Source organism: Streptomyces sp. 11-1-2, assembly GCF_003595545.1.
Classification (GTDB): domain Bacteria; phylum Actinomycetota; class Actinomycetes; order Streptomycetales; family Streptomycetaceae; genus Streptomyces; species Streptomyces hygroscopicus_B.
Window position 1 is genome coordinate 10,008,569 of the sequence record NZ_CP022545.1, and the last position, 19,955, is coordinate 10,028,523.

At 71.4% G+C, this 19,955-nt stretch carries 17 protein-coding genes and 2 pseudogenes; 5 read left to right on the forward strand and 14 right to left on the reverse strand.

What is annotated here, in order from left to right:
* Positions 1-89: 89 nt before the first annotated feature.
* From CGL27_RS42980 to CGL27_RS50505, 3 genes are all read left to right on the forward strand, one after another.
* Entirely contained in the window at positions 90-1,244 is a 1,155-nt protein-coding gene (locus CGL27_RS42980; RefSeq protein WP_119992979.1) for a hypothetical protein, read from the forward strand.
* Positions 1,245-1,660: 416 nt separating this feature from the next.
* Positions 1,661-4,426 carry an exo-beta-D-glucosaminidase gene (locus tag CGL27_RS42985; protein ID WP_119992981.1) on the forward strand — a complete coding sequence of 922 codons (2,766 nt, stop codon included), beginning with the start codon at positions 1,661-1,663 and terminating at the stop codon, positions 4,424-4,426.
* Between the two features lie 147 nt (positions 4,427-4,573).
* Positions 4,574-4,732: a hypothetical protein gene (locus CGL27_RS50505; protein WP_014057037.1), complete on the forward strand. Its 159-nt coding sequence runs from the start codon at positions 4,574-4,576 to the stop codon at positions 4,730-4,732.
* Positions 4,733-4,818: 86 nt separating this feature from the next.
* Here CGL27_RS50505 and CGL27_RS42990 read toward each other — a convergent pair.
* Positions 4,819-5,528: pseudogene (locus CGL27_RS42990) on the reverse strand (HdeD family acid-resistance protein).
* Positions 5,529-5,696: 168 nt separating this feature from the next.
* On the opposite strand from CGL27_RS42990, the gene CGL27_RS42995 reads away from it, so the two are divergent.
* The gene (locus tag CGL27_RS42995; RefSeq protein WP_078638999.1) at positions 5,697-6,074 is read left to right on the forward strand and encodes a DUF2267 domain-containing protein; all 378 of its coding nucleotides are present in this window, start codon (positions 5,697-5,699) and stop codon (positions 6,072-6,074) included.
* A 21-nt stretch (positions 6,075-6,095) separates the two neighbouring features.
* Here CGL27_RS42995 and CGL27_RS43000 read toward each other — a convergent pair whose 3' ends face one another.
* The 7 genes and pseudogenes from CGL27_RS43000 to CGL27_RS43030 form a co-directional block, all read right to left on the reverse strand.
* Positions 6,096-6,527 carry a TIGR03668 family PPOX class F420-dependent oxidoreductase gene (locus CGL27_RS43000; RefSeq protein WP_078638998.1) on the reverse strand — a complete coding sequence of 144 codons (432 nt, stop codon included), beginning with the start codon at positions 6,525-6,527 and terminating at the stop codon, positions 6,096-6,098.
* Between the two features lie 16 nt (positions 6,528-6,543).
* Positions 6,544-7,370: pseudogene (locus CGL27_RS43005) on the reverse strand (LLM class F420-dependent oxidoreductase).
* Between the two features lie 154 nt (positions 7,371-7,524).
* Complete coding sequence (locus tag CGL27_RS43010; protein ID WP_119992983.1) at positions 7,525-8,166, reverse strand: C39 family peptidase; 642 nt, start codon at positions 8,164-8,166, stop codon at positions 7,525-7,527.
* Positions 8,167-8,212: 46 nt separating this feature from the next.
* The gene (locus tag CGL27_RS43015; protein ID WP_119992985.1) at positions 8,213-9,052 is read right to left on the reverse strand and encodes an SDR family oxidoreductase; all 840 of its coding nucleotides are present in this window, start codon (positions 9,050-9,052) and stop codon (positions 8,213-8,215) included.
* A 158-nt stretch (positions 9,053-9,210) separates the two neighbouring features.
* Entirely contained in the window at positions 9,211-10,008 is a 798-nt protein-coding gene (locus CGL27_RS43020) for a SigB/SigF/SigG family RNA polymerase sigma factor (protein ID WP_119994830.1), read from the reverse strand.
* Positions 10,009-10,288: 280 nt separating this feature from the next.
* Positions 10,289-11,209, reverse strand: coding sequence for an AEC family transporter (locus tag CGL27_RS43025; RefSeq protein ID WP_078638994.1), 921 nt, complete (start codon positions 11,207-11,209; stop codon positions 10,289-10,291).
* A 185-nt stretch (positions 11,210-11,394) separates the two neighbouring features.
* Entirely contained in the window at positions 11,395-13,680 is a 2,286-nt protein-coding gene (locus CGL27_RS43030; protein ID WP_119992987.1) for a glycoside hydrolase family 3 N-terminal domain-containing protein, read from the reverse strand.
* Positions 13,681-13,970: 290 nt separating this feature from the next.
* On the opposite strand from CGL27_RS43030, the gene CGL27_RS43035 reads away from it, so the two are divergent.
* The gene (locus CGL27_RS43035; protein WP_119992988.1) at positions 13,971-14,648 is read left to right on the forward strand and encodes a GntR family transcriptional regulator; all 678 of its coding nucleotides are present in this window, start codon (positions 13,971-13,973) and stop codon (positions 14,646-14,648) included.
* A 58-nt stretch (positions 14,649-14,706) separates the two neighbouring features.
* Here CGL27_RS43035 and CGL27_RS43040 read toward each other — a convergent pair whose 3' ends face one another.
* From CGL27_RS43040 to CGL27_RS43065, 6 genes are all read right to left on the reverse strand, one after another.
* Positions 14,707-15,387 carry a GntR family transcriptional regulator gene (locus CGL27_RS43040; RefSeq protein ID WP_078638992.1) on the reverse strand — a complete coding sequence of 227 codons (681 nt, stop codon included), beginning with the start codon at positions 15,385-15,387 and terminating at the stop codon, positions 14,707-14,709.
* Positions 15,388-15,496: 109 nt separating this feature from the next.
* A complete protein-coding gene (locus tag CGL27_RS43045) occupies positions 15,497-16,984 on the reverse strand; it encodes an aldehyde dehydrogenase (RefSeq protein ID WP_119992990.1) in 1,488 nt (495 codons plus the stop codon).
* Positions 16,981-17,898 carry an alpha/beta fold hydrolase gene (locus CGL27_RS43050; protein ID WP_240451051.1) on the reverse strand — a complete coding sequence of 306 codons (918 nt, stop codon included), beginning with the start codon at positions 17,896-17,898 and terminating at the stop codon, positions 16,981-16,983. Before CGL27_RS43050 ends, CGL27_RS43045 begins: the two co-directional genes overlap by 4 nt.
* A gap of 5 nt (positions 17,899-17,903) precedes the next feature.
* The gene (locus CGL27_RS43055) at positions 17,904-18,455 is read right to left on the reverse strand and encodes an amino acid synthesis family protein (RefSeq protein ID WP_119992991.1); all 552 of its coding nucleotides are present in this window, start codon (positions 18,453-18,455) and stop codon (positions 17,904-17,906) included.
* Positions 18,452-19,069 (reverse strand): amino acid synthesis family protein, encoded by a 618-nt coding sequence (locus tag CGL27_RS43060; RefSeq protein WP_078647106.1) that lies wholly within the window; start codon positions 19,067-19,069, stop codon positions 18,452-18,454. Before CGL27_RS43060 ends, CGL27_RS43055 begins: the two co-directional genes overlap by 4 nt.
* A complete protein-coding gene (locus CGL27_RS43065) occupies positions 19,062-19,952 on the reverse strand; it encodes an LLM class flavin-dependent oxidoreductase (RefSeq protein ID WP_346345788.1) in 891 nt (296 codons plus the stop codon). The genes CGL27_RS43060 and CGL27_RS43065 overlap by 8 nt, the downstream gene beginning before the upstream one ends.
* Between the last annotated feature and the right edge of the window lie 3 nt (positions 19,953-19,955).

The window sequence follows — 19,955 nt, forward strand, 5'->3', positions numbered from 1 at the left end:
AGGGATCCTGGTGTCAGGAGCAAACGGCGATCCGCGGAATTCGGGTCGGCCGGTTCCTGCCCTGCGTGTCCCCGGGTTTGGGGGAGGTCATGGACGTTGGATTCCTGAAGCCGTTGTTCGACCGTCCCGGTCCATGGGCCGGTGTGTACATGGACACCTCCCGCAGTACGGAGGACGCGCCCAGACGGCGCATGCTGCGGGAGCGGTTCGTGGCGGATCAGCTCGCCGAGCAGGGCGCCGACCGCGCCACCTGTGACGCGGTGATCGAGCGGCTGGCCGGTGAGCAGGTGGCCAGGGCGTCCGCGGGGCGGGCGCTGTTCGCGGCGGATGGCGAGGTGGTGCTCGACCTGCCGCTCGCCACTTCCCCGATCGATGTGGTGACGTCCTGGTCGATGCTGCCGCGGGTGGCGCCACTGGCCGCGTTCCGTGGCGAGTGGCCGGCCTGTCTGGTGGCCATCGTCGACCAGGCGGGCGCCGATCTGGAGCTGCGGGACGACACCGGGAGCCGCCCGGCGGGCCGCGCCGCGGGGAGGAGAGCGCATGGCCGGGGCCACCGCTCGGTGCCCGCCGACCGCCACGAGTGGCACTACCGCAACCGGGTCGGGAACACCTGGGAGCTGACCGCCGATCGCGTGGCCGACGAGCTGGTGCGGCAGTGGTCGGACGGCGACGCCGAGCTGCTGATCCTGGCCGGTGATCCGCGCGAGCGCCGGGCCGTACGCGACCGGCTGCCCGAGCCGCTACGGGCCACGACGGAGGAAATGCGCCACGGCAGCAGGGCCTCCCGTTGCTCCGAGCTGCTGAACGCGGAGATCGACCATGCCCGGGCGGAGTACGCCCGCGCCCATCTGGAGTCGGTCCTCGATCTCTTCCGCGCCGGTCGGGGCCGCCCCGGCGGGCCGGGCCCGGGCGGGCACGACGGCAACGGACCGTCGAGCAGCGGGGCCGCGGAGGGGGTGCCCGCGGTCGTGGACGCCATGCGCAGCCATCAGGCGGCCACGCTGCTGCTGGGGACCGCGGGGGGCGATATGCGCCATGAGGTGTGGATCGGCCCCGACGCCGATCAGGTGGCCGTGCAGCGCTCCCAGGCGCGTGCCATGGGCGTCAGAACACCCGAGGCCGCCCGCGCGGACGACGCGCTGATGCGGTCCGCGGCGGTGGCCGACACCGAGGTGCTGGTGGTGCCCGAGGGACTCCAGGGACCGGCGGGGGGCCTGGGCGCGGTGCTGCGCTGGCACGCCTGAACGAGGGCGCGGGGGCCAGACACGGAGCGTCAGCGCTCCGGGCTGGCTGCTCCGGGCTGGCTGCTCCGCGCTGGCCGTGACGGACGATCGCGCCGCGCTCGGCCACGCCGTGTCGGCTGCTCTGCGCCTGGCCGGGTCACACCCCGATGGCCGTGCCGTGGTGACCGTGACGACCGCGCCGCGCCGGCTACTCCGCGTCTGGCGGTCTGGCCGTGCCGGGCGCTGACCGCGTCGCGCATCACCGTGCCGCGCGTGACCGCCGCGCATCACCGCGGCTCCGCACCCCACCGCGCTATCCGCCGGAAGGGCCATTTCTCGGCGGGGCCGGTTGACATGCCTCCCTCAGCTCTCTACCGTCCCTAGATTGTTAGGAAACCTACTTAACCAATGCTCTGCCTGCCTTCAGGGAGACATCCGTGGTCCTCCGTCCGGCACCATCCCGGCGGCGGGCGCGAGCCCGCGTCCGACGCGCCCTGACCGCCTCGCTCGCCGTCGGCGGCCTCCTCCTCACCGTCTCCCTGACCACGGGCGCCGCGCCCCCGCGCCCCGGGACGGCGGCGGGCGCCCCGGCCCCGGTGACCCGGGTGGGCGGGGCGCCGGGCACCGCGACTCCGCTCGCGGGCTTCGCCACGCAGTCCTCGGCCAAGGTGTCGGACAGCCCCGCGGCCATCTCCACGCCCGGTTACCCCACGTCCGGCTGGCACCCCGTGGGGCCTCGGTCGACGGTGCTCGCCGGGCTGCTCAACGCCGGCACCTACCCGGATCCGTTCTACTCGACCAACCTCAAGAAGATCCCGGCCGCCGACTTCGCCGTCCCGTGGTGGTACCGAAGCGACTTCACCGTGGCCGACCCCTCCCGCCGCACCTATCTGGACGTCAGCGGTGTGGTGTCCGCCGCCGATGTGTACGTCAACGGCGTCCAGGCCGCCACCAAGGATCAGATCGCCGGCGCGTACACCCACCATGAGCTGGACGTCACCGACCTGGTCAAGGCGGGCACCAACGCCGTGGCGTTCCGCGTCCAGCCCAACGATCCGCGCAAGAACCTCACGATGGGCTGGATCGACTGGCTGCAGCCCCCACCGGACGAGAACATGGGCATCGTCCGCGATGTGCTGATCCGCCGCGGCGGCCCGGTGGCCCTGCGCGACGCGCATGTGACGACCCGGCTGGACACCGACTCGCTCGCCTCCGCCGAACTCACCGTCAAGGCCCAGGTCCGCAACGACTCCGGCTCCACGGTCACCGCCACGGTCTCCGGTACGGCCGGCCCCGCGGCCATCAGCCGCACGGTTTCGCTCGCCCCGCACGAGACCAAGGCCGTCACCTTCACCCCCGACGACGTTCCGGAGCTGCGACTGGACCGGCCCAAGGTCTGGTGGCCCGCCGGGATGGGCGATCAGCCGCTGTACGACCTCGACCTGACCGCCACGGTCTCGGGCACTCCCTCCGACACCGCTCACCACAGCTTCGGCATCCGCGACGTCAAGGCGCCGCTGAACGCCGACGGCGCCCGCCAGTACCGCATCAACGGACGCCCGCTGCTGATCAAGGCCGGTGGCTGGTCGCCCGATGTGTTTCTGCGCTGGGACGCCCGCTCGGTGGAGGACCGGCTGAAGTACACCCTCGACCTGGGGCTGAACACCGTCCGCCTCGAAGGCCATATCGAGCCGGACGAGTTCTTCGACCTCACTGACCGCTACGGCATTCTGACCCTCCCCGGCTGGGAGTGCTGCGACAAGTGGGAGGGCCAGGTCAACGGCGATGAGACGGGGGAGAAGTGGAGCGCCGCCGACTACCCGGTCGCCAAGGACTCGATGGCCGCCGAGGCCGCGCGGCTGCGCGACCACCCCAGCGTCATCTCCTTCCTCATCGGCAGCGACTTCGCCCCCGACGCCACCATCGAGAAGAACTACCTCGACGCCCTCGAGGCGGCGGACTGGCCGAACCCGGTGATCCCCGCCGCCTCCGCCAAGTCCTCCCCGAAGCTCGGCAAGTCCGGCATGAAGATGACCGGCCCCTACGACTGGGTCCCGCCGGACTACTGGTACGCCAAACGCGAGGGCGGGGCCACCGGCTTCAACTCCGAGACCAGCGCCGGACCCGACATCCCCACCCTGGACACGCTCCGGCGCATGATGTCCCCCAGCGAGCTGGAGACCCTGTGGCGGGATCCGTCGGCCAAGCAGTACCACCGGTCCCCGTCGGACACCTTCGGTGACCTCAAGCTCTTCGACAACGCGCTGATCGGCCGCTATGGACCGCCGACCGGGCTGACGGACTATGTGCGCAAGGCGCGGCTCGCACGCTACGAGGCGGTGCGCGCCCAGTTCGAGGCGTACGCGCGCAACTTCTCCGACGCCTCCCGGCCCGCCACCGGTGTCGTCCACTGGATGCTGAACAGCGGCTGGACCTCGCTCCACTGGCAGCTCTTCGACCGTTATCTGGACCAGGGCGGGGCCTACTACGGCGCCAAGAAGGCCAATGAGCCGCTGCACATCCAGTATTCGTACGACTCCCGTTCGGTGGTCGTGGTCAACAACCGGCACACCGCCGCCACCGGTCTCACCGCCCGGGTCAGCCTCTACACCCCCGACGGCACCCGGAAGTTCGACAAGAGCGCCACCGGTCTTCGGGTGCCGGGCGACAGCGGCAAGGCCACCGCGCTCACCGTCCCGGCCAATGTGAGCGGAGTGTCCGGCACCTATCTGGCCAAGCTCCAGCTCACCGATGGCGCGGGCAAGGAGATCGGCCGCAATGTGTACTGGCTCTCCACGGAGCGGGACGTGCTCGACTGGGACAACACCGACTGGTACTACACCCCCACCACCTCGTACGCGGATCTGACCGGGCTCGACGACATGGCCGAGGCACCCGTGTCCGCCACCGCCACCACGACCGGCGGGCCGGACTCCACCGCCACCACGACCGTCACCCTGCGCAACACCGCGAGCCGCGGCACACCGGCGCTGCTCGTGGACGCCCATCTGGTGAACGGCTCGGACACGCCCGTCCTGCCTGTGCGCTGGTCGGACAACGAGGTGAGCCTGTGGCCGGGGGAGTCGGTGACGCTCACCGCCACCTATCGCACGGCGGATCTGGGCGGTTCGGCCCCCTCGGTCCGGATCTCGGGCTGGAACACCGCCACCCGCACCGTCCCCGCGGCGGCCAAATCCCGCTGATCGGCCCCGTCCTGAAATCGTGTCGAAAGGAATTTTTTCGGCGAGTCCGATGCATGGAGCAAGTTCACACTTTTGTATGCTTTCTCCAGCGCGTCGTTCCCCCGTGTCGGACAGTCACTGTCCGTACGTTCACGAAAGGGGCTCCATATGCACACCATGGAGGTTCGCCCACCGGTACCCAGCCGTTCCACCAGCAGATGGCGTCGATACGGCCGACTCGCGGCCGCCAACTTCGTCCGCGGCGCGTCGTACGCCTGCGGCACCGCGGCCATCGGCCTGATGGCGTGGTGGGTGCAGACCCGCTGACCCGCCCCGCCACCCCGTCCCGAGCCGGAGCCCCTGACCGTCCCGCACCGTCGCGGCGGCCGTGAGCGGCCATCGCGACGGCCCGGCTACGCCTGAGGATGCGGCTGTGAGCGGAAGCGGGGGAAGTGCAGACCCCGGTGCTCCGCGCGGGGGCACCGCCGCCGAGATGGGTGCGCATCTGGATGCCGTGCATGATCTCGATGATGCCCAGGGCGAGCAGCCAGATGCCGGCCACCACGGTGAGCGCCGTGATCGAGCCGAAGGGCGCCACGATCAGGATGATCCCGCCCAGGATGGTGAGCACACCGAGGAACAGCTGCCAGCCGCGGGCGGGCATGCCCTCGGCGGAGATCGCCGTGGCGGTCTGCATCACGCCCCGGAGCAGCCACGCGAAGCCGATCCACAGCGCGAGCAGCAGGATCGACTGGGCCGGACCCCGGAAGCAGAGCAGTCCGAGCAGCACGCTCAGCGCCCCGGTGACGAAGCTCAGCACCCGCAGATGCCTCGGTATATGCGCGCCGAAGGCCCCGACAAGCTGGAAGATCCCGCTGATCAGCAGATAGGCGCCGAACAGGGCGCCGACCACCACCAGCGTGGCTCCCGGCCACACCAGCACCATGATGCCCAGCGCGATCGCCACCACACCCGCGGCCACCAGGACCTGCCATGCGGTGTCGGACAGCATGTTCTGCAACGTGGTGTACGGGGTGCCCTCGCCGGGCCGCTCTCCCGGCCGGCCGGAGGGTTCCCCTCTCGGCTGCTCGGCACCATGCGGACTGTCGGAGGAGTAGGTCATGATCGTCCACCTCCTGGGGGAACAGGATGGCCGTAGCCCCACACAACCATCGTCCCCCCGCACCCGTCCCCGCGCCTGATGAGACCGGGTAGTGCCTCGCGGGCGGCGGTCACGCATGGCAAGGTGGTTGATGGAGCCGTGTCCTGGGCGCGTCATAGGGAGGCCCGCATGGACGACAGGGAGTTCTTCCGGATAGTGGCGGACCGCACCCAGCTCTCGCGGCAGGAAGCGGCCGATGTCACCCGTGCCACGCTCGAGACCGTGGCGGCCCGCCTCAGCGCGGGCGAGGCCCGTGATCTCGCCCTGGAGCTGCCCGAACACCTCCGGGAGTCCCTTCAGCGCGGGGAGGGGGACATGGAGATCTTCGACCCCGACGAGTCGATCCGCAGGGTGCATGAGCGCACCGGGCTGTCCGAGCCGGAGGCCGACCGAGGCGTCCGGGCGGTCCTCGCCACCCTCCGGGAGGCCGTCTCCGCCGAGGAGTACGACCACGCCATGTCCCAGCTGGGCAGCGAGTTCGCGAGGATGGCGGAATCCGCGCGCTGACCCGCCCACGGGCGCCGCGGCTCATCCGGCCCGCCAGCCGCTCCACCGCCCGACGGTGATCTCCACGACCGGCCCGCGCGGCGGCCGGTCCTCGTACTGGACCGGGTAGGTGTCCACGAGCAGCCGGACGTAGTCCGAGGACAGCGCCGATTCGTCGGCCGGGGGCAGGACGCGGGCCGTGCCGTCGCCCCGCGCCCACCACAGGTGGTCCCAGTTCTCGTCGTAGTCGTCCACCAGGAGGCATACGGCGGGGTGGGCGCGGATGTTGTCCAGGCGCCTCAGCCGCATTGTCCGCTTCGGCTTGTGGTCGACGGCCGTCACCACCGTGTCGCCGGTCAGCGCGAAGACCACCGGCACCAGATGCGGGCGGTCCTCGGCGCCGACGGTCGCCAGCCGGGCCAGCCTGGCCCGCGCGAAACGCTCGCGCGCCTGCGCGCTCGTCAGCTCCGGCATCGCGGCCCCCGGCGGCTCACCGGAACCGGGCGGCGACCTGGGACATCGCGTCCAGCCGTGTGAGCGTCTCCGCCTCCGGCATCGGCGGCAGATAGAACAGCACCCGCTCCACCCCGATGCGCTGATACCCCTCGACCGCGTCGGCGTCCTCCGGCATCGCGTACACCGTCACCGGCACCTCGCGGCCGACCACCTCGCGCATCCGCTCGATCTGCGGGCGCAGCTCCTCGGGGATCCGCTGTTGGCCAGCCAGGCGTCGCCGAGGTCCGCGATCCGCCGGAACGCGGCGTCGCCGCCACCACCCACATAGATCGGCGGATGCGGCCGCTGGACGGGCTTGGGCCACTGGAAGACGGGGTCGAAGTTCACGAACTCCCCGTGGAATTCGGCCTTCTCCTTTGTCCACAGCTCAAGGATGGCCCGCAGCCGCTCGTTCATCAGCCGGCCCCGGGTGGACGGATCCGTCCCGTGGTTCTCCATCTCCTCACGGTTCCATCCGGCGCCGACCCCGAAGACGGCTCTTCCGTCGGAGACCAGGTCGAGAGAGGCCACTTCCTTGGCGGTGGTGATCGGGTCCCGTTGCACCACCAGGAGGATCCCGGTGCCCAGCAGCAGACGCTGGGTGACCGCGGCGATCGCGGCCAGCGTCACGAAGGGGTCGAGAGTGCGGTAGTACACCTCTGGCAGATCTCCGCCACCCGGATAGGGGGTCCGGCGGTCCACCGGGATATGGCTGTGCTCCGCGATGAAGAGCGAGTCGAAACCGCGCTCCTCCAGGGCCCGCCCCAGCGGGGCGGGCCGGATGCCCTGGTCGGTGACGAACGTGGATACGCCGATTTTCACTGCGGCTCCCTGGGAAGGTGCGTCGATGATCTACGGGAACCACATGGGTACCCGGCCCGGCGGAAACCACAACGGTGCGCACGAGTGACACGGTGTGCCCGCGGCCAGGACCCCGGGACGGCGAGTGCCTTGCGACCGGCGCGAGCCCTCGGCCCTACGACCGGCGCTCACCCGGGCCGAGCAGGACACCCCGCTCCGCGTAGAACCGCCCGAGGTCGGCCCAGGGGACCTCGGCGAAGCGCTGCGAGCCGTCCGGGAAGCCCGACGGGTTGTGTACGAGGAGATGGTCCGGGGTGGCGCCGACGGCCAGCACCAGATGGCCGCCCTGGTGCGGCGGCCGCGGGTCAAGGGTGCGCAGCGAGGGATGGACGGACAGCATCGCGAGCCGCCCGGCCGCGAGATGTTCCGGCAGCTCCTCGGCCGGCAGCCGCGGCCGGGACTCGGCGAACAGCCCCCAGCGCCGTCGCGCGTAGGCGGCGAACGGAGCGTAGACGAGCCCGTCCACCCGGTCCGGGTGGCGCACATAGGCCCCCGCCTCGACACACTCCTCGGCGAGCGTCACCGCGGGTGGCGCGGTGCCACGCCAGTGGTCCAGGGCCATGCGCAGACACGCCATCCCGCACAGCCGCCACGACCAGAACGCGTACTCCTCCCGGCTCGCCGCCCCGGACTTCTGCCACAGCGGGTCGTCGGCCGCCGACAGGGTGCCCGCGATGATGTCGGGCACCAGGGCGGCCGACTCCCACTGGGCGTAGTAGGGGACGGGATGGGTGAGGGAAACAAGGGCCTCGGACATGTGCGCCAGTCTTCCCGAAATCCGCCCGCCGCGCCGTGGCTCCTGGTCAGCCGCCGGTGGCGAAACCCGGGAAGAGGGTCATGCCGCCGTCGACGTAGATGGTGGTGCCCACCACGTAGTCGCACAGGTCGGAGGCCAGGACCACGGCGGCGTTGGCGATGTCCAGGGGGTCGCCGATCCGGCCGTACGGGATGAGCTCCAGGAGGGCGGCCCGCGCCTCGGGGGTCTGCCAGGCACTGCGGTTGATCGGGGTCTTGATGGCGCCCGGCGCGATCGCGTTCACCCTGATCTTCTGGGGCGCGAACTCCTGGGCCAGGGTCTGCGTCAGCATCGCCACGCCGCCCTTGGACGACGCGTAGTTCACATGGCCCGCCCACGGGATGATCTGGTGGACCGAGCTCATGCAGATGATTTTCCCGGCCGCCCGCGACACCTCCGGGACCACACCGCGCCGCAGGAACTCCTTGATCGCCTCCCTGGCGCACAGGAACTGGCCGGTGAGGTTGACGGAGATGACCTTCTCCCACTGCTCGAGTGTCATCTCGACCGTGGGGGCGTCGCGCTGGAGCCCCGCGTTGGCGACGAGGATGTCGATCGTGCCCAGGCGGTCGACCACCGTGGACACCAGGTCGATGACCTGGTCCTCCTGGGACACATCCGCCTGATGGGCGTAGGAGTGCACACCGTGGCTCTGGATCTCGGTGACGACGGCCTCGGCGGCCGGCCGGTCACTGGCGTAGTTGACCACCACATCCGCGCCGGCCCGTCCCAGGGCGATCGCGGTCGCCTTGCCGATCCCCGAGTTCGCCCCGGTCACCAGCGCCTTCTGCCCTTTGAGGAGTTCCGGGACATGCACCGGAGGAGGACGCTCGGGATTGGTGTTCACTGGCTTTCGTCTCCTTCGCTTGGGCGTCCGTCACCCGCCGCACCGACCCTCGCAGTCCGTGGGGGGAGCCGCCGCTCCCCACGGCGCCACGGTCACCCACTAAGGCGATGCACATCGTTCCAGCGGCGCAACGCGCGCCCGGCCCGGCCGGCGCCCGCTCAGTGGACCTCGGCCAGCGCCTGGTCGCGCAGTGCCGAGCAGGTGCGGTTGATGAGCCGCGAGACGTGCATCTGCGATATGCCGAGCTGCTCGGCGATCCGGCTCTGTGTCATATCGCAGAAGAAGCGCATGTAGAGGATCTGCCGCTCCCGGTCGGGGAGCCGGCTGAGACCGGGCCGCACGGCCTCGCGGTCCACCACCCGGTCGTACGCGGTCTCCTGGGTGCCGAGCGTGTCGGCCAGGGAGTAGCCGTCGTCGGAGCCGGCCAGCTGGGCGTCCAGGGAGAGCGGGGTGAAGCTGCCCATGGCCTCCATACCGGCCCGCACTTCCTTCTCGGTCAGCCCGGTGCGCTCGGCGATGTCCTGGGTCCGCGGCGGCCGGTCGTCCGCTGAATGGGACAGCTCCCGGTGGGCGGCCCGCACCCGGTTGCGCAGGTCCTGGACCCGGCGGGGGACGTGCAGCACCCACAGATGGTCCCTGAAGTGGCGCTTGATCTCGCCGACGATGGTGGGCACCGCGAACCCGGCGAAGGCGGTGCCGTGTTCCGGGTCGTACCGCTTGACGGCCTTCACCAGACCGAGCGCGGCCACCTGCTGCAGGTCCTCCAGGGATTCGCCGCGGTTGCGGTACTGCCGGGCCAGCCGCTCGGCCATCGGCATCCACGCCTCCACCACCCGACGGCGCAATGCCTCCTTCTCCGGCCCGTCGGGGAGACGGGCCATTTCCGCGAACTCGGCGCTGGTGTCGGGCGCGTCGTCATGCGGGTGCTTCGTGGGGCCGGTCTGGGGCCGTGCCATGTCCTGCGTCGCGGTCGTCACGGAACACACCTCCTGCGATGGGCTGACGGGTCACCTGGGACCGGGGGTGCATCGCGGGAGGTTCACGGGGACGTGCTGACCGGCGCGCCGCCGCGGTGTGGAGCAATGCAGACTGCTCCCGCGGTGCGTGCCTACGGTCCGAAGCACGAGTATCCGCCTGCCCTGGGCCCCGAGGGGCAAACAAAGTTCTTCCGGACGGATCCGCGCGGCGGCACAGCGAGGCGAACACCTGCCCCGAGCGGCCGGCGTGGGGCCGGGCTCAGCCCAGCAGCGCGGCGACCGTCATCAGCACCGGTGGTGCGAGCAGCGTGGACAGCAGGATCGACTCACGGGCCAGGATGGTGGCGGTCTCGTAGCGCGATGCGTAGGTGAACAGGTTCTGAGCCGCCGGCAGCGCGGAGGTGACGACGGCGGCGAAGAGCGCCGGGCCGCTCAGCCCGAACACGCCCGCCGCGATGGCCCAGGCCACCACCGGCTGGGCGAAGGACTTCAGCGCCACCGACAGCAGCACCGGCCCGCGTTCCGCGCCGCGCCCGGGGAGTTGAGTGCCCGGCAGCGAGATGCCGAACGCCAGCAGGACGGCGGGAACGGCCATGCCGCCCAGCAGCGAGAGCGGTTCGGTGACGGGCCCGGGGATCCGCCAGCCCGCCGCGGACACGAGGACGCCGGACAGTGAGCCGATCACGATGGGGTTGCGGAAGGGCGAGGTCAGCCTGCGGATCAGCGAGGGCCGCCGGTCGGGACGGCTGAGATCGATGACCGTCAGGGCGATCGGGGTCATGACGAGCTGCTGGAAGAGCAGCACCGGGGCGATCAGGCTCGCGTCGCCGAGGACGTACATCGCGATGGGGATGCCGAGGTTGCCCGCGTTCACATAGCTCGCGCACAGCGCGCCGATCGTCGTCCGGCCCACGCTCCACCGCCGTACGGCGCCGACGGCGACGAACGTGCCCGCCACGACGAAGGTGCTCAGGGCGGTCACCAGCAGCGGGGTGGAGATGATGGCGGAGAGGTCGGCCTTGGAGAGCGTGGTGAACAGCAGCGCGGGGGAGGCGATATCGAACGAGAGCTTGGTGAGCACCTCCCGGCCGTGGTCGCCGAGAGAGCGGCGGAGCCCGATGACATAGCCGGTGACGATGATGGCCGCGATGACACCGAAGCCGGTGATCACACCGCCCACTGGGCCTCCACCCCACCATGGCCCGCGCGGTGTGCCGCGGGGTCTCGTCCGCTCGTCGTGGTGGTCGAGGGCCAGGGCGGGGCGGTCATCAAGGGCGTCTTCCGGGTGCGTGGCGGTCAGCATGCACCCTACAAGTAATTCGGCCGCGGCGCTGGTGAAGTCGGTTACAGGCCGCTGGTCAGGGGTCAGGTGATGGTGAGCGTGCGTCCCCGCTTCGCCAGGGAGCTGTTGCCCGCGAAGACCCGGATCTCGCCCTTCTGCAGCAGGAACCTGCCGTGCGGGTCCTGGGTCCAGAAGCCCAGCTCCTCGGCGCTCAGCCGGAAGCGGACGGTGGTGGCCTTCCCGGCGCCGAGGCTGACCCGGCGGAAACCGCTGAGCCTGCGCACCGGTTGCACGATGCTCGCCACCGGATCGCGGATGTACAACTGCACCACCTCATCGCCCTTGCGGCGCCCGGTGTTGCGCACCGCGACCGCGACCTCGACGGTGTCGCCCTTGCGCAGTGCCTCGGCCCGGACGCGGCTGACGCTGAGCCGGGGTTCGCCGATGTCGAAGGTGGTGTAGCTGAGGCCGTGGCCGAAGGGGAACTGGGGCCCGTAGGCCAGGTCCAGATACTTGGAGGTGTAGTGGTTGGCCCGGTCGTAGGGCCGTCCGGTGTTCTCGTGGTTGTAGTAGATGGGGATCTGCCCGACCGCGCGCGGGAAGGTCACCGGGAGCTTGCCACCGGGGTTCACGGTGCCGAAGAGCACGTCCGCGATGGCGTTGCCGCCCTCGAGCCCCGGATGCCATGCCTGCAGCACGGCGGGGGTGCGGTCCAGCCAGCCGCCCATCGTCAGCGGACGTCCGCTGAGCAGCACCACCACGAACGGCGCACCGGTGTCCGCGATCGCGGTGATCAGCCGCTCCTGCCGGCCGGGCAGTCCGAGGTCGCTGCGTACCGCCGCCTCCCCGCTGAGCGTCGCCGCCTCCCCGACCACCACCACGGTCACATCGGTCGCCCTGGCCGCCGAGGCCGCCCGGGCGATGCCCCGCGTGCTCCGGCCGGACGCGTCCACGCCTTCGACATGGCTGACACTGGCCTTCGGCGCCGCGTCCTTGACCGCGTCCAGGACGGTGACCGGGCGGAACGCGTCGGCCCACGTCCCGGCCCAGGAGCCGCGCAGGTCGGTGGAGTCGGCGAAGGGCCCGACGACGGCGATGGAGCCCGATCGGTCCAGGGGGAGCGTGGACTTCTCGTTCTTGAGCAGCACCATGGTGCGCCCGGCCGCCTCGCGCGCCGCCGCCCGGGATGCCTTCGTGGGCCCGGCGATCGCCGTCTCCTCGTCCGCGTAGGGGTGCTCGAAGAGCCCGAGCCGGAACTTCAGGCGCAGGATGCGGGCCACCGCGTCGTCCAGCCGGTCGGTGGTGATCTGCCCGCTGCGCAGCAGCCGCTTGCCGTACTCGTTGATGGTGGTGCTGGCCATCTCCATGTCGATCCCGGCGTTGAAGGCCAGCCGGGCCGCGTCGGAGCGGTCGGCGGCATAGCCGTGGACGATCATTTCCTGGACGCCGTTGTAGTCGCTGACGACGAAGCCGCGGAAGGCCCACTCCTCCTTGAGGATCTCGGTCAGCGCATGCCGGTAGCCATGCGCGGGGACCCCGCTGACAGTGTTGAAACTCGCCATGACGGTGGCCACCCCGGCGTCCAGGGCCGCCCTGAACGGGGGCAGGTAGAAGTTGCGCAGCCGGGCCTCGGAGACGTCCACCGTGTTGTAGTCGCGGCCGCCCTCGACGCCCCCGTAGGCGATCATGTGCTTGGCGCAGGCCGCGAGGCGGTGCCGGGAGCGGAGGTCGTCGCCCTGGTAGCCGCGGGTCTTGGCGGCCGCGAGCGCCGCCGCCAGATACGGGTCCTCGCCGTCGCCCTCGGCGATCCGCCCCCAGCGCGGTTCATGGGTGACGTCCATCATCGGGGAGAACGCCCAGTGCACACCGTTGGAGCGGGCCTCCCTCGCCGACACCTCCGCATCCCACTCGGCCACCGCGGGGTCGAAGGCGGCGGCCTGGCCGAGGGGGATGGGGAAGGTGGTCCACATGCCATGGATGACATCGAGGCCGAAGATCAGCGGAATGCCCAGCCGGGACTTCTCGACGGCCATCCGCTGCAGGGTGTTGGTGGTGCGGGCCCCGTAGATGTTGAGCACGGAGCCGAGCCTGCCCCTGCGGGCGGCCTTCTCCGCGGCGGCGGTCTGCCCGCCGCCGGGTCCGGTGTCGCCGGTCCAGGCGAACTGCTGGAGCTGGCCGAGCTTCTCGTCGATGGTCATCCGCGCCATCAGGGCCCGGATCCTGGTCTCGTACGGGCCGGATTCCGGACCCGGCCGGGGCGCGTCGGAGGAGGGGGCGGGCGGGGCCTGGGCACGGGCGGTCGCGGCCTTGCCCGCGATGGCCGTCCCTCCGGCCGCGGCGAGCACCGTACGTCTGCGCACATCATTCATGGTCTTCGTCCTGGCCTTCGGCGATCTGTTGTCCCCGAGTCCGAGTTCCTCAAGACCATGCTGGTCACGACCCTGTGCGGGATGCGGGCCGCCACCTTTGCCGTGGGTCTTCTGCCAACGTACGACAGGATCGGCGTCCGGGCTCCCGGTGCGTCCGGGGCCGTGCGCGCGGGCGCCCTGCCGTCCGCACTGTCTCCGGGACTGTTCCGGGCGAGGCGCCGGAGGGCGACAATGAGGTCAACGGTTAACCGTTGACCAGTGCCGATCCACTCGCCAGAAGGAGCCCGCCGGTGCCCATCACCTCGCTGCAGCGGCAGTCCCTCGGCGATCTGGTCGCGCATGAGCTGCGTGTCCTCATCATTTCAGGACGGCTGCGCACCGGCACGCATCTTGTCGAAGGTGCCCTCGCCGAGCAGTACGACGTCAGCCGCGGCCCGGTGCGGGACGCGCTGCGTCTGCTGGGGGCCGAGGGGCTGGTCGAGGCGCGCCGCCGCGGGGTCTTCGTCACCGGGCTCACCGAGGACGACGTCGACGAGCTCTACACCCTGCGGGAGTCCCTGGAGACGCTCGCCCTCACCCTCGCCATCGGCCGGGCGGGGCCCGGTGACTGGGAGCCCGCCGAGCGCTTCGTGCGGGACATGCGCGACGCCGCGGACCGCTCCGCCGCCGGTGACTTCGCCCTCGCCGACCTGGAGTTCCACTCCCAGTTCTATATGCTCTCCGGACACCGCAGGCTGCTGGCGGTCTGGGAGCAGTACAGCCCCACCTTCGGTGTCATCCTCGACGTCACCAACGCCCGGGACGTCGATCTGCGCCCCTCCGCCGAGGCCCATGTCGACCTGCTGGCGACCGTGCGCGCCGGTGACGTCGAGCACGCCGCCACCACCCTGCGCGAACACCTCCTCGGCGCCAGGAACCGGCTCCGCGCCGCGCTGTGCTCCGCACGCGCGGCGGCCGACCAGGAATGAACCGCCCGTCCCCGGAGGGGCATCGCCACCGTGTCGGCCAAGGGCGCCGCGGCCCGCGTCAGGCCCGGCGCTCGTCCATGCCCGCCATCAGGGCCTGGTGGCTCATCCGCACATGCTCCCGCATCACCCGCTCCGCGCCGTCGCCGTCCTTGGCCTGGATCAGGTTGAGGACGCGATGGTGCTCATCGTCGGACTCGTCCAGCCGGCCGGGCCGGGACAGCGAGGTGCGCACCAGCCGGGCGTAGGCGAGCTGGTTCATCAGGGTGCGGTAGTGCGCCTCCAGCTTGCTGTTGTCCGCGCCCACCACGATCAGATCGTGGAACTCGTGGACCAGCGCCGCGTATTGCTCGGCGTCACCGTCCCGCACTGCCGCGTCGGCCGCCTTCATATTGGCCTCCAGCCGCTCCACTTCCGGTACGTTCCCGCGGAAGGCGAGCAGCCGGGCGGCGGCGCCCTCCAGCAGCTCCTTCATCTGGAACAGCTCGGTCAGCTCCCGCCGGGACGGTACGGCGACAAACGTTCCGACCCGTGGCCGCACCTCGACCAGCCCCTCGATCTGGAGCTGCTTGAGGGCCTCGCGGATGGGTGTCCGGCTGACGCCGAAGGTCTCGGACAGCGCCATCTCGGAGAGGCTGGAGCGGGGCGGCAGTTCACCACTGATGATCATCTGCCGCAGCTCTTCGGCGACCCTCGCCTGCATGCTGGTCTGCTGAAGCCGCTTACCGGTGGGTTGTTGCATGGCACGTGACCCTAGGGGTGGCCGTCGCCTTCCGTCAACTGAGGGGCCAGCCGGGGGCGCACTCGGGCGTTGTGCCATACAAGAACCCTTCCCTCGGCCCAAGCCCGGCTCAGGACCTCAGGATGAAGGGATCCCCGGCGGGCTCCTCACTGGTGTTGATCCAGACGCTCTTCAGCCGGGTGTACTCCCGGATCACCTCCGTGCCGTGCTCGGTCCCCATCCCACTGGTCTTGAACCCGGCCCGTGGCGACATCGGTGACATCGAGCGATAGGTGTTGGCCCACACCGTCCCGGCCTCCAGCCGGGCGGCCATCCGGTGCACCCGGTTCACATCCCGGGTCCACACACCCGCCGCCAGGCCGTACGCGGAGTCGTTGGCGATCGCCAGGGCCTCCTCCTCGGAGCCGAAGGGCATGACGGTCGCGACCGGCCCGAAGATCTCCTCCTGGCAGATCCGCATCCCGTTGTCGGTGCCGGTGAAGACGGTGGGGGAGTAGAAGTACCCGTCGAGGCCCGTTTCCGGCCGCCTGCCGCCGCAGACCACCTTTCCGCCCTCGGCCTGCCCCAGCTCGACATACGACTCGACCTTCGCCAGTTGCTCGGCGAGGGCGAGCGGGCCGAGCTCGGTGGTCTCCTCCAGCGGATCGCCGACGCGGATCGTGGCCGCCCGCGCCGTCACCCGCTCCAGGACCTCGTCGTATGCCTCCCGGTGCACCAGCACCCGGCTCCCCGCCACACAGGTCTGGCCCGCGGCCGCGAAGATGCCCGCGATCACCCCCATGGCGGCCGACCCCAGATCGGCGTCCGGGAAGATGATGTTGGGCGACTTCCCGCCCAGCTCCAGCGTGCAGCCGATCAGCCGGTCGGCACAGGTACGGGCGATCCGGCGGCCGGTCCCGCTGGAGCCGGTGAAGGTCACCTTGGCCACGGTCTCGTGCTCGGTCAGCGGCGCGCCCGCCTCTGCGCCGTACCCTGTGACCACATTGACCACGCCCGGCGGGAACCCCGCCTCTTCGAAGAGCGGTGCGAGCGCCAGCAGCGAGGCCGAGGTGTGTTCCGAGGGCTTGACCACCACCGTGTTCCCCGCGGCCAGGGCCGGGGCCAGCTTGGTGGCGGTGAGCAGCAGCGGGGAGTTCCAGGGGGTGATGGCGCCGACCACGCCCACCGGTTCGCGCAGGGTGTAGTTGAGCAGCTCCCGGCTCGCCCCGGGGATCACCTCGCCCTGGATCTTGTCGGCGAGTCCCGCGTAGTAGTAGAAGTACTCGGGCAGCCCGGCGAGTTGGGCCCGCATCTCCCGCAACAGCTTGCCGTTGTCGAGGGTCTCGGTACGGGCCAGCCGCTCCGCGTGCTCACCGATCAGATCGCCCAGATTCCGCAGCAGCCGCCCGCGCCGGGTCTGGCTCAGATCGCGCCAGCGCGGATCCTCGAAGGCGGTACGGGCGGCGCCCACCGCACGGTCCACATCGGCGGCGGTGCCGCGCGCCGCCTCGTACCAGGGCTCGGCGGTGGCCGGGTTGACGCTGGTGAAGTAGCCGCCGTCGGCGGGGGCGGTCCACTCGCCCGCGATGTAGTGGTCATGGCGCGGCAGAGGGTTCATGAGCGGTGGGACTCCTGTCCGGTGTGGGCTCCGGTGCCGGTTCCGGGGTGGGCTCCGGTGTCGGTTCCGGTATGGCTTCCGGGGTGGGCTCCGGTGTGGGTGAGGATCACGTCGGCGAGTTCCTGGGGGCACTCCAGCGGCAGCAGATGGCGGGCGCCCGGCACGATCACCGCCCGGCCGCCGGGGATCCGCCCCGCCAGCCGGTGCGACATGGCCGGGGTCGAGCCGGGGTCCCGCTCGCCGGTCACCGCCACGGTGGGGGCGGCGATCCGGGGCAGCCACCGCCACAGCCCGGTGTCGGCCGTCGCGAAGACCCGGTAACACGCGAGGTAGGAGGCCCGGTCGTTGGCCAGCAGCGTGTCGAGCACCCGCTGCGCCAGACCGGGGTCCTGGGCCCGCCAGGCGGGCGAGAACCAGCGGTCGACCGCCGCCCACGCGGACGCCCCGAAGTCCTCGGCGGCCAGCTCCTGGCGGCGGGCCACCGCCGCCCGCTCCTCCTCCGACCGGCCCGCGACCGAGCTGACCAGGGCGAGCGAGGCGGTGAGGTCCGGCCGGTCCAGCCCCAGCCGCTGGGCGACCAGGGCCCCGAGCGAGAAGCCGACGACATGCGTGGGGCCGCTCAGCAGCGCCCCGACATCCGCGGCCAGTTCGGCGAGGGACACCCCGGCCGCCGCGGCCGGGGAGGCGCCGTGGCCGCGCAGATCGACCAGCGTCACACGGTGCCGGGCGGCCAGCGCGGGCAGACAGCGGTCCCACATGCGGCGGTCGAGGCCCACGCCGTGCAGCAGCACCATGGGCGCTCCCGTGCCATGGGACTCATGGGCGAGCGCCACCGGCGGCCGGGCCCCCGCCGGGTCGGGACGGCCGGGAGCGCCCGCCCCCGGCGCCCCGTCGGGAGCCCGCACCGCGTCCATGCCGCTCACCGCTCCGTCGACAGCGGGGCCAGCCGGGCCTGTGGGCGGCCCTGGGCGGCCGCCGCGAGCCCGATGACGATCTCGTCGGCGCGCGGTCCGTCCGCCACCCGGACCTCGATGCTCTGGTGGTGCGAGCGGATGGTGGCGTCGGTGATGTGCTTGAGCGGAATGTCGAAGACCGTCCCCGCGGCGGCCCGCTTCTCCACGGCCGGCAGCAGGGTGGTCGCGCTCGCCGCCCGGCGGAAGTGGTCGCCGAACTTCAGGGTGTGGATCAGCGCGGAGCCGTGCTCGATCTCCCCGTCAAGACCCACGATCGCGGCCTTGCCGTACGCCTCCACCGGCGCGTCCAGCGCCTCGACCACGCGGGGCGCCAGCAACTCGCCCAGCTTCGGCGCCGCCTCGTCGATCCCGGGCAGCAGATCCGCCACAAAGCCCTGACCGGCCCAGGGGTTCTCGATGACGGCGAGCACCACCGCCGTACGGGCCGGCGGGTCCACCGGGCGGCCGCCCTCGCTGTGGATGTCCTCGGTGAAGGTGATGATCTTGCGGATGTTCACGTCACAGTCTCCAGGTCGACGTCGTCGTCCAGATCGGCGAGGCGGATGAGGGGGTCGGTGGCGCGGTCCCCGATCCGGGCGTTCGGGCGGGGGCCGGACGCCCCGGCCGCGATGACGACGATCTCGTCCGGGCGGGGCGCGTCGGGGATGCGGATCTGGCAGGTCTGGTAGTGCGAGCGGGTCGCGGCCGCGGTCTTGTGCCACAGCGGCACGGTCAGCGGCTCACCGGCCGGAAGCCGGTCGTCGCTGAAGACGATGATCGAGGTGCCCTCGGTCAGCTCGCGGAAGACATTGCCGAAGAAGGGGGTGTGGATCAGCGCGCCGCCGTGCTCGATCTCCCCGTCGAGCCCCACGATCGCGGCCTTGCCGAAGGACTCGATCCGGTCGACCCCGCCCAGCGCCTCGCTGATCCGGCCGGTGAGCAGCCGGGCCAGCCCCGGTGCGATCCGCTCGACCTCGGGCCCCAGATCGGCGACGACACCGCCGCCGGCCCAGGGGTTGTGGATCACCGCGGCCGCCGCGACCCGGCGGACCGGCACCGCGACCGGGCGGCCGAGCTCCAGCAGCAGCTCATCGGCGACGGTGACGACCTTGCGCAGCCGCGCCTCAGCCATGACCGCCACCGGTGGTGAACTGCGGCATGACCTTCTCCGCGAACAGCTCCAGGCTGCGCATCGCGTTGCGGTGCGGCAGACCGGGGTGGGTGGTCCACAGCAGCAGATGCTCCAGGCCCACCTCGTCGCGCAGCTCGGCGATCTTCTCCGAGACGTACTCGGGGGTGCCGACCAGCAGATTGCGCCGCTGGAGGAAGTCGAAGGACAGCTCATGGGCGTCGGTGAGCTCTTCGCCCGTCTCCATGAGGTTGCCCAGCCCCCGCCAGTGCATGATCCACCGGTAGGTGGTCATCAGCGCCTCTTCGAATTCGGCGCGCGCCTGCTCCATGGTGTCGGCGACATACACATCGCGCACCAGACCGATGCCCTCGCCCAGCGCGTACTCGCGCCCCGCCGCCTGGCTCGCGGTGTCCCGGTAGAGCTCGAACCGCTCCTTGAGCGCGGAGACCGGCGGCAGCCAGAAGAGCCCCTGGACGCCGTCCGCCGCCGCGGCCTTGATCGAGCGGGGGCTGTCGATGACCTGCCATAGCGGAGGATGTGGCCGTTGCAGCGGAAACGGCGTGACCTGCATCTTCGTGATGACACCGGCCTCGGTGTACTCCGGGGTGGCGGGGGAGAGGGGGTGGTTCCACCTCACCCCGGGGGCGGGGAACTCGTAGAACCGGCCCTGGTGGGAGAAGAACTCGCCGCTCCACGCCTTGCGCAGGACCTCCACGGTCTCGTCGTACAGCGCGCGGTTCTGCTCCTGGTCGCGCGGATCGGCCAGGGCGTTGAGGTTGAGCGCCTCGCGGCCGTACAGCCCCCGGCCGAGACCGACCTCGACCCGGCCCCCGAGAGCTGGTCGAGCATCGCGATGTCCTCGGCGAGCCGCAGCGGATGCCAGAAC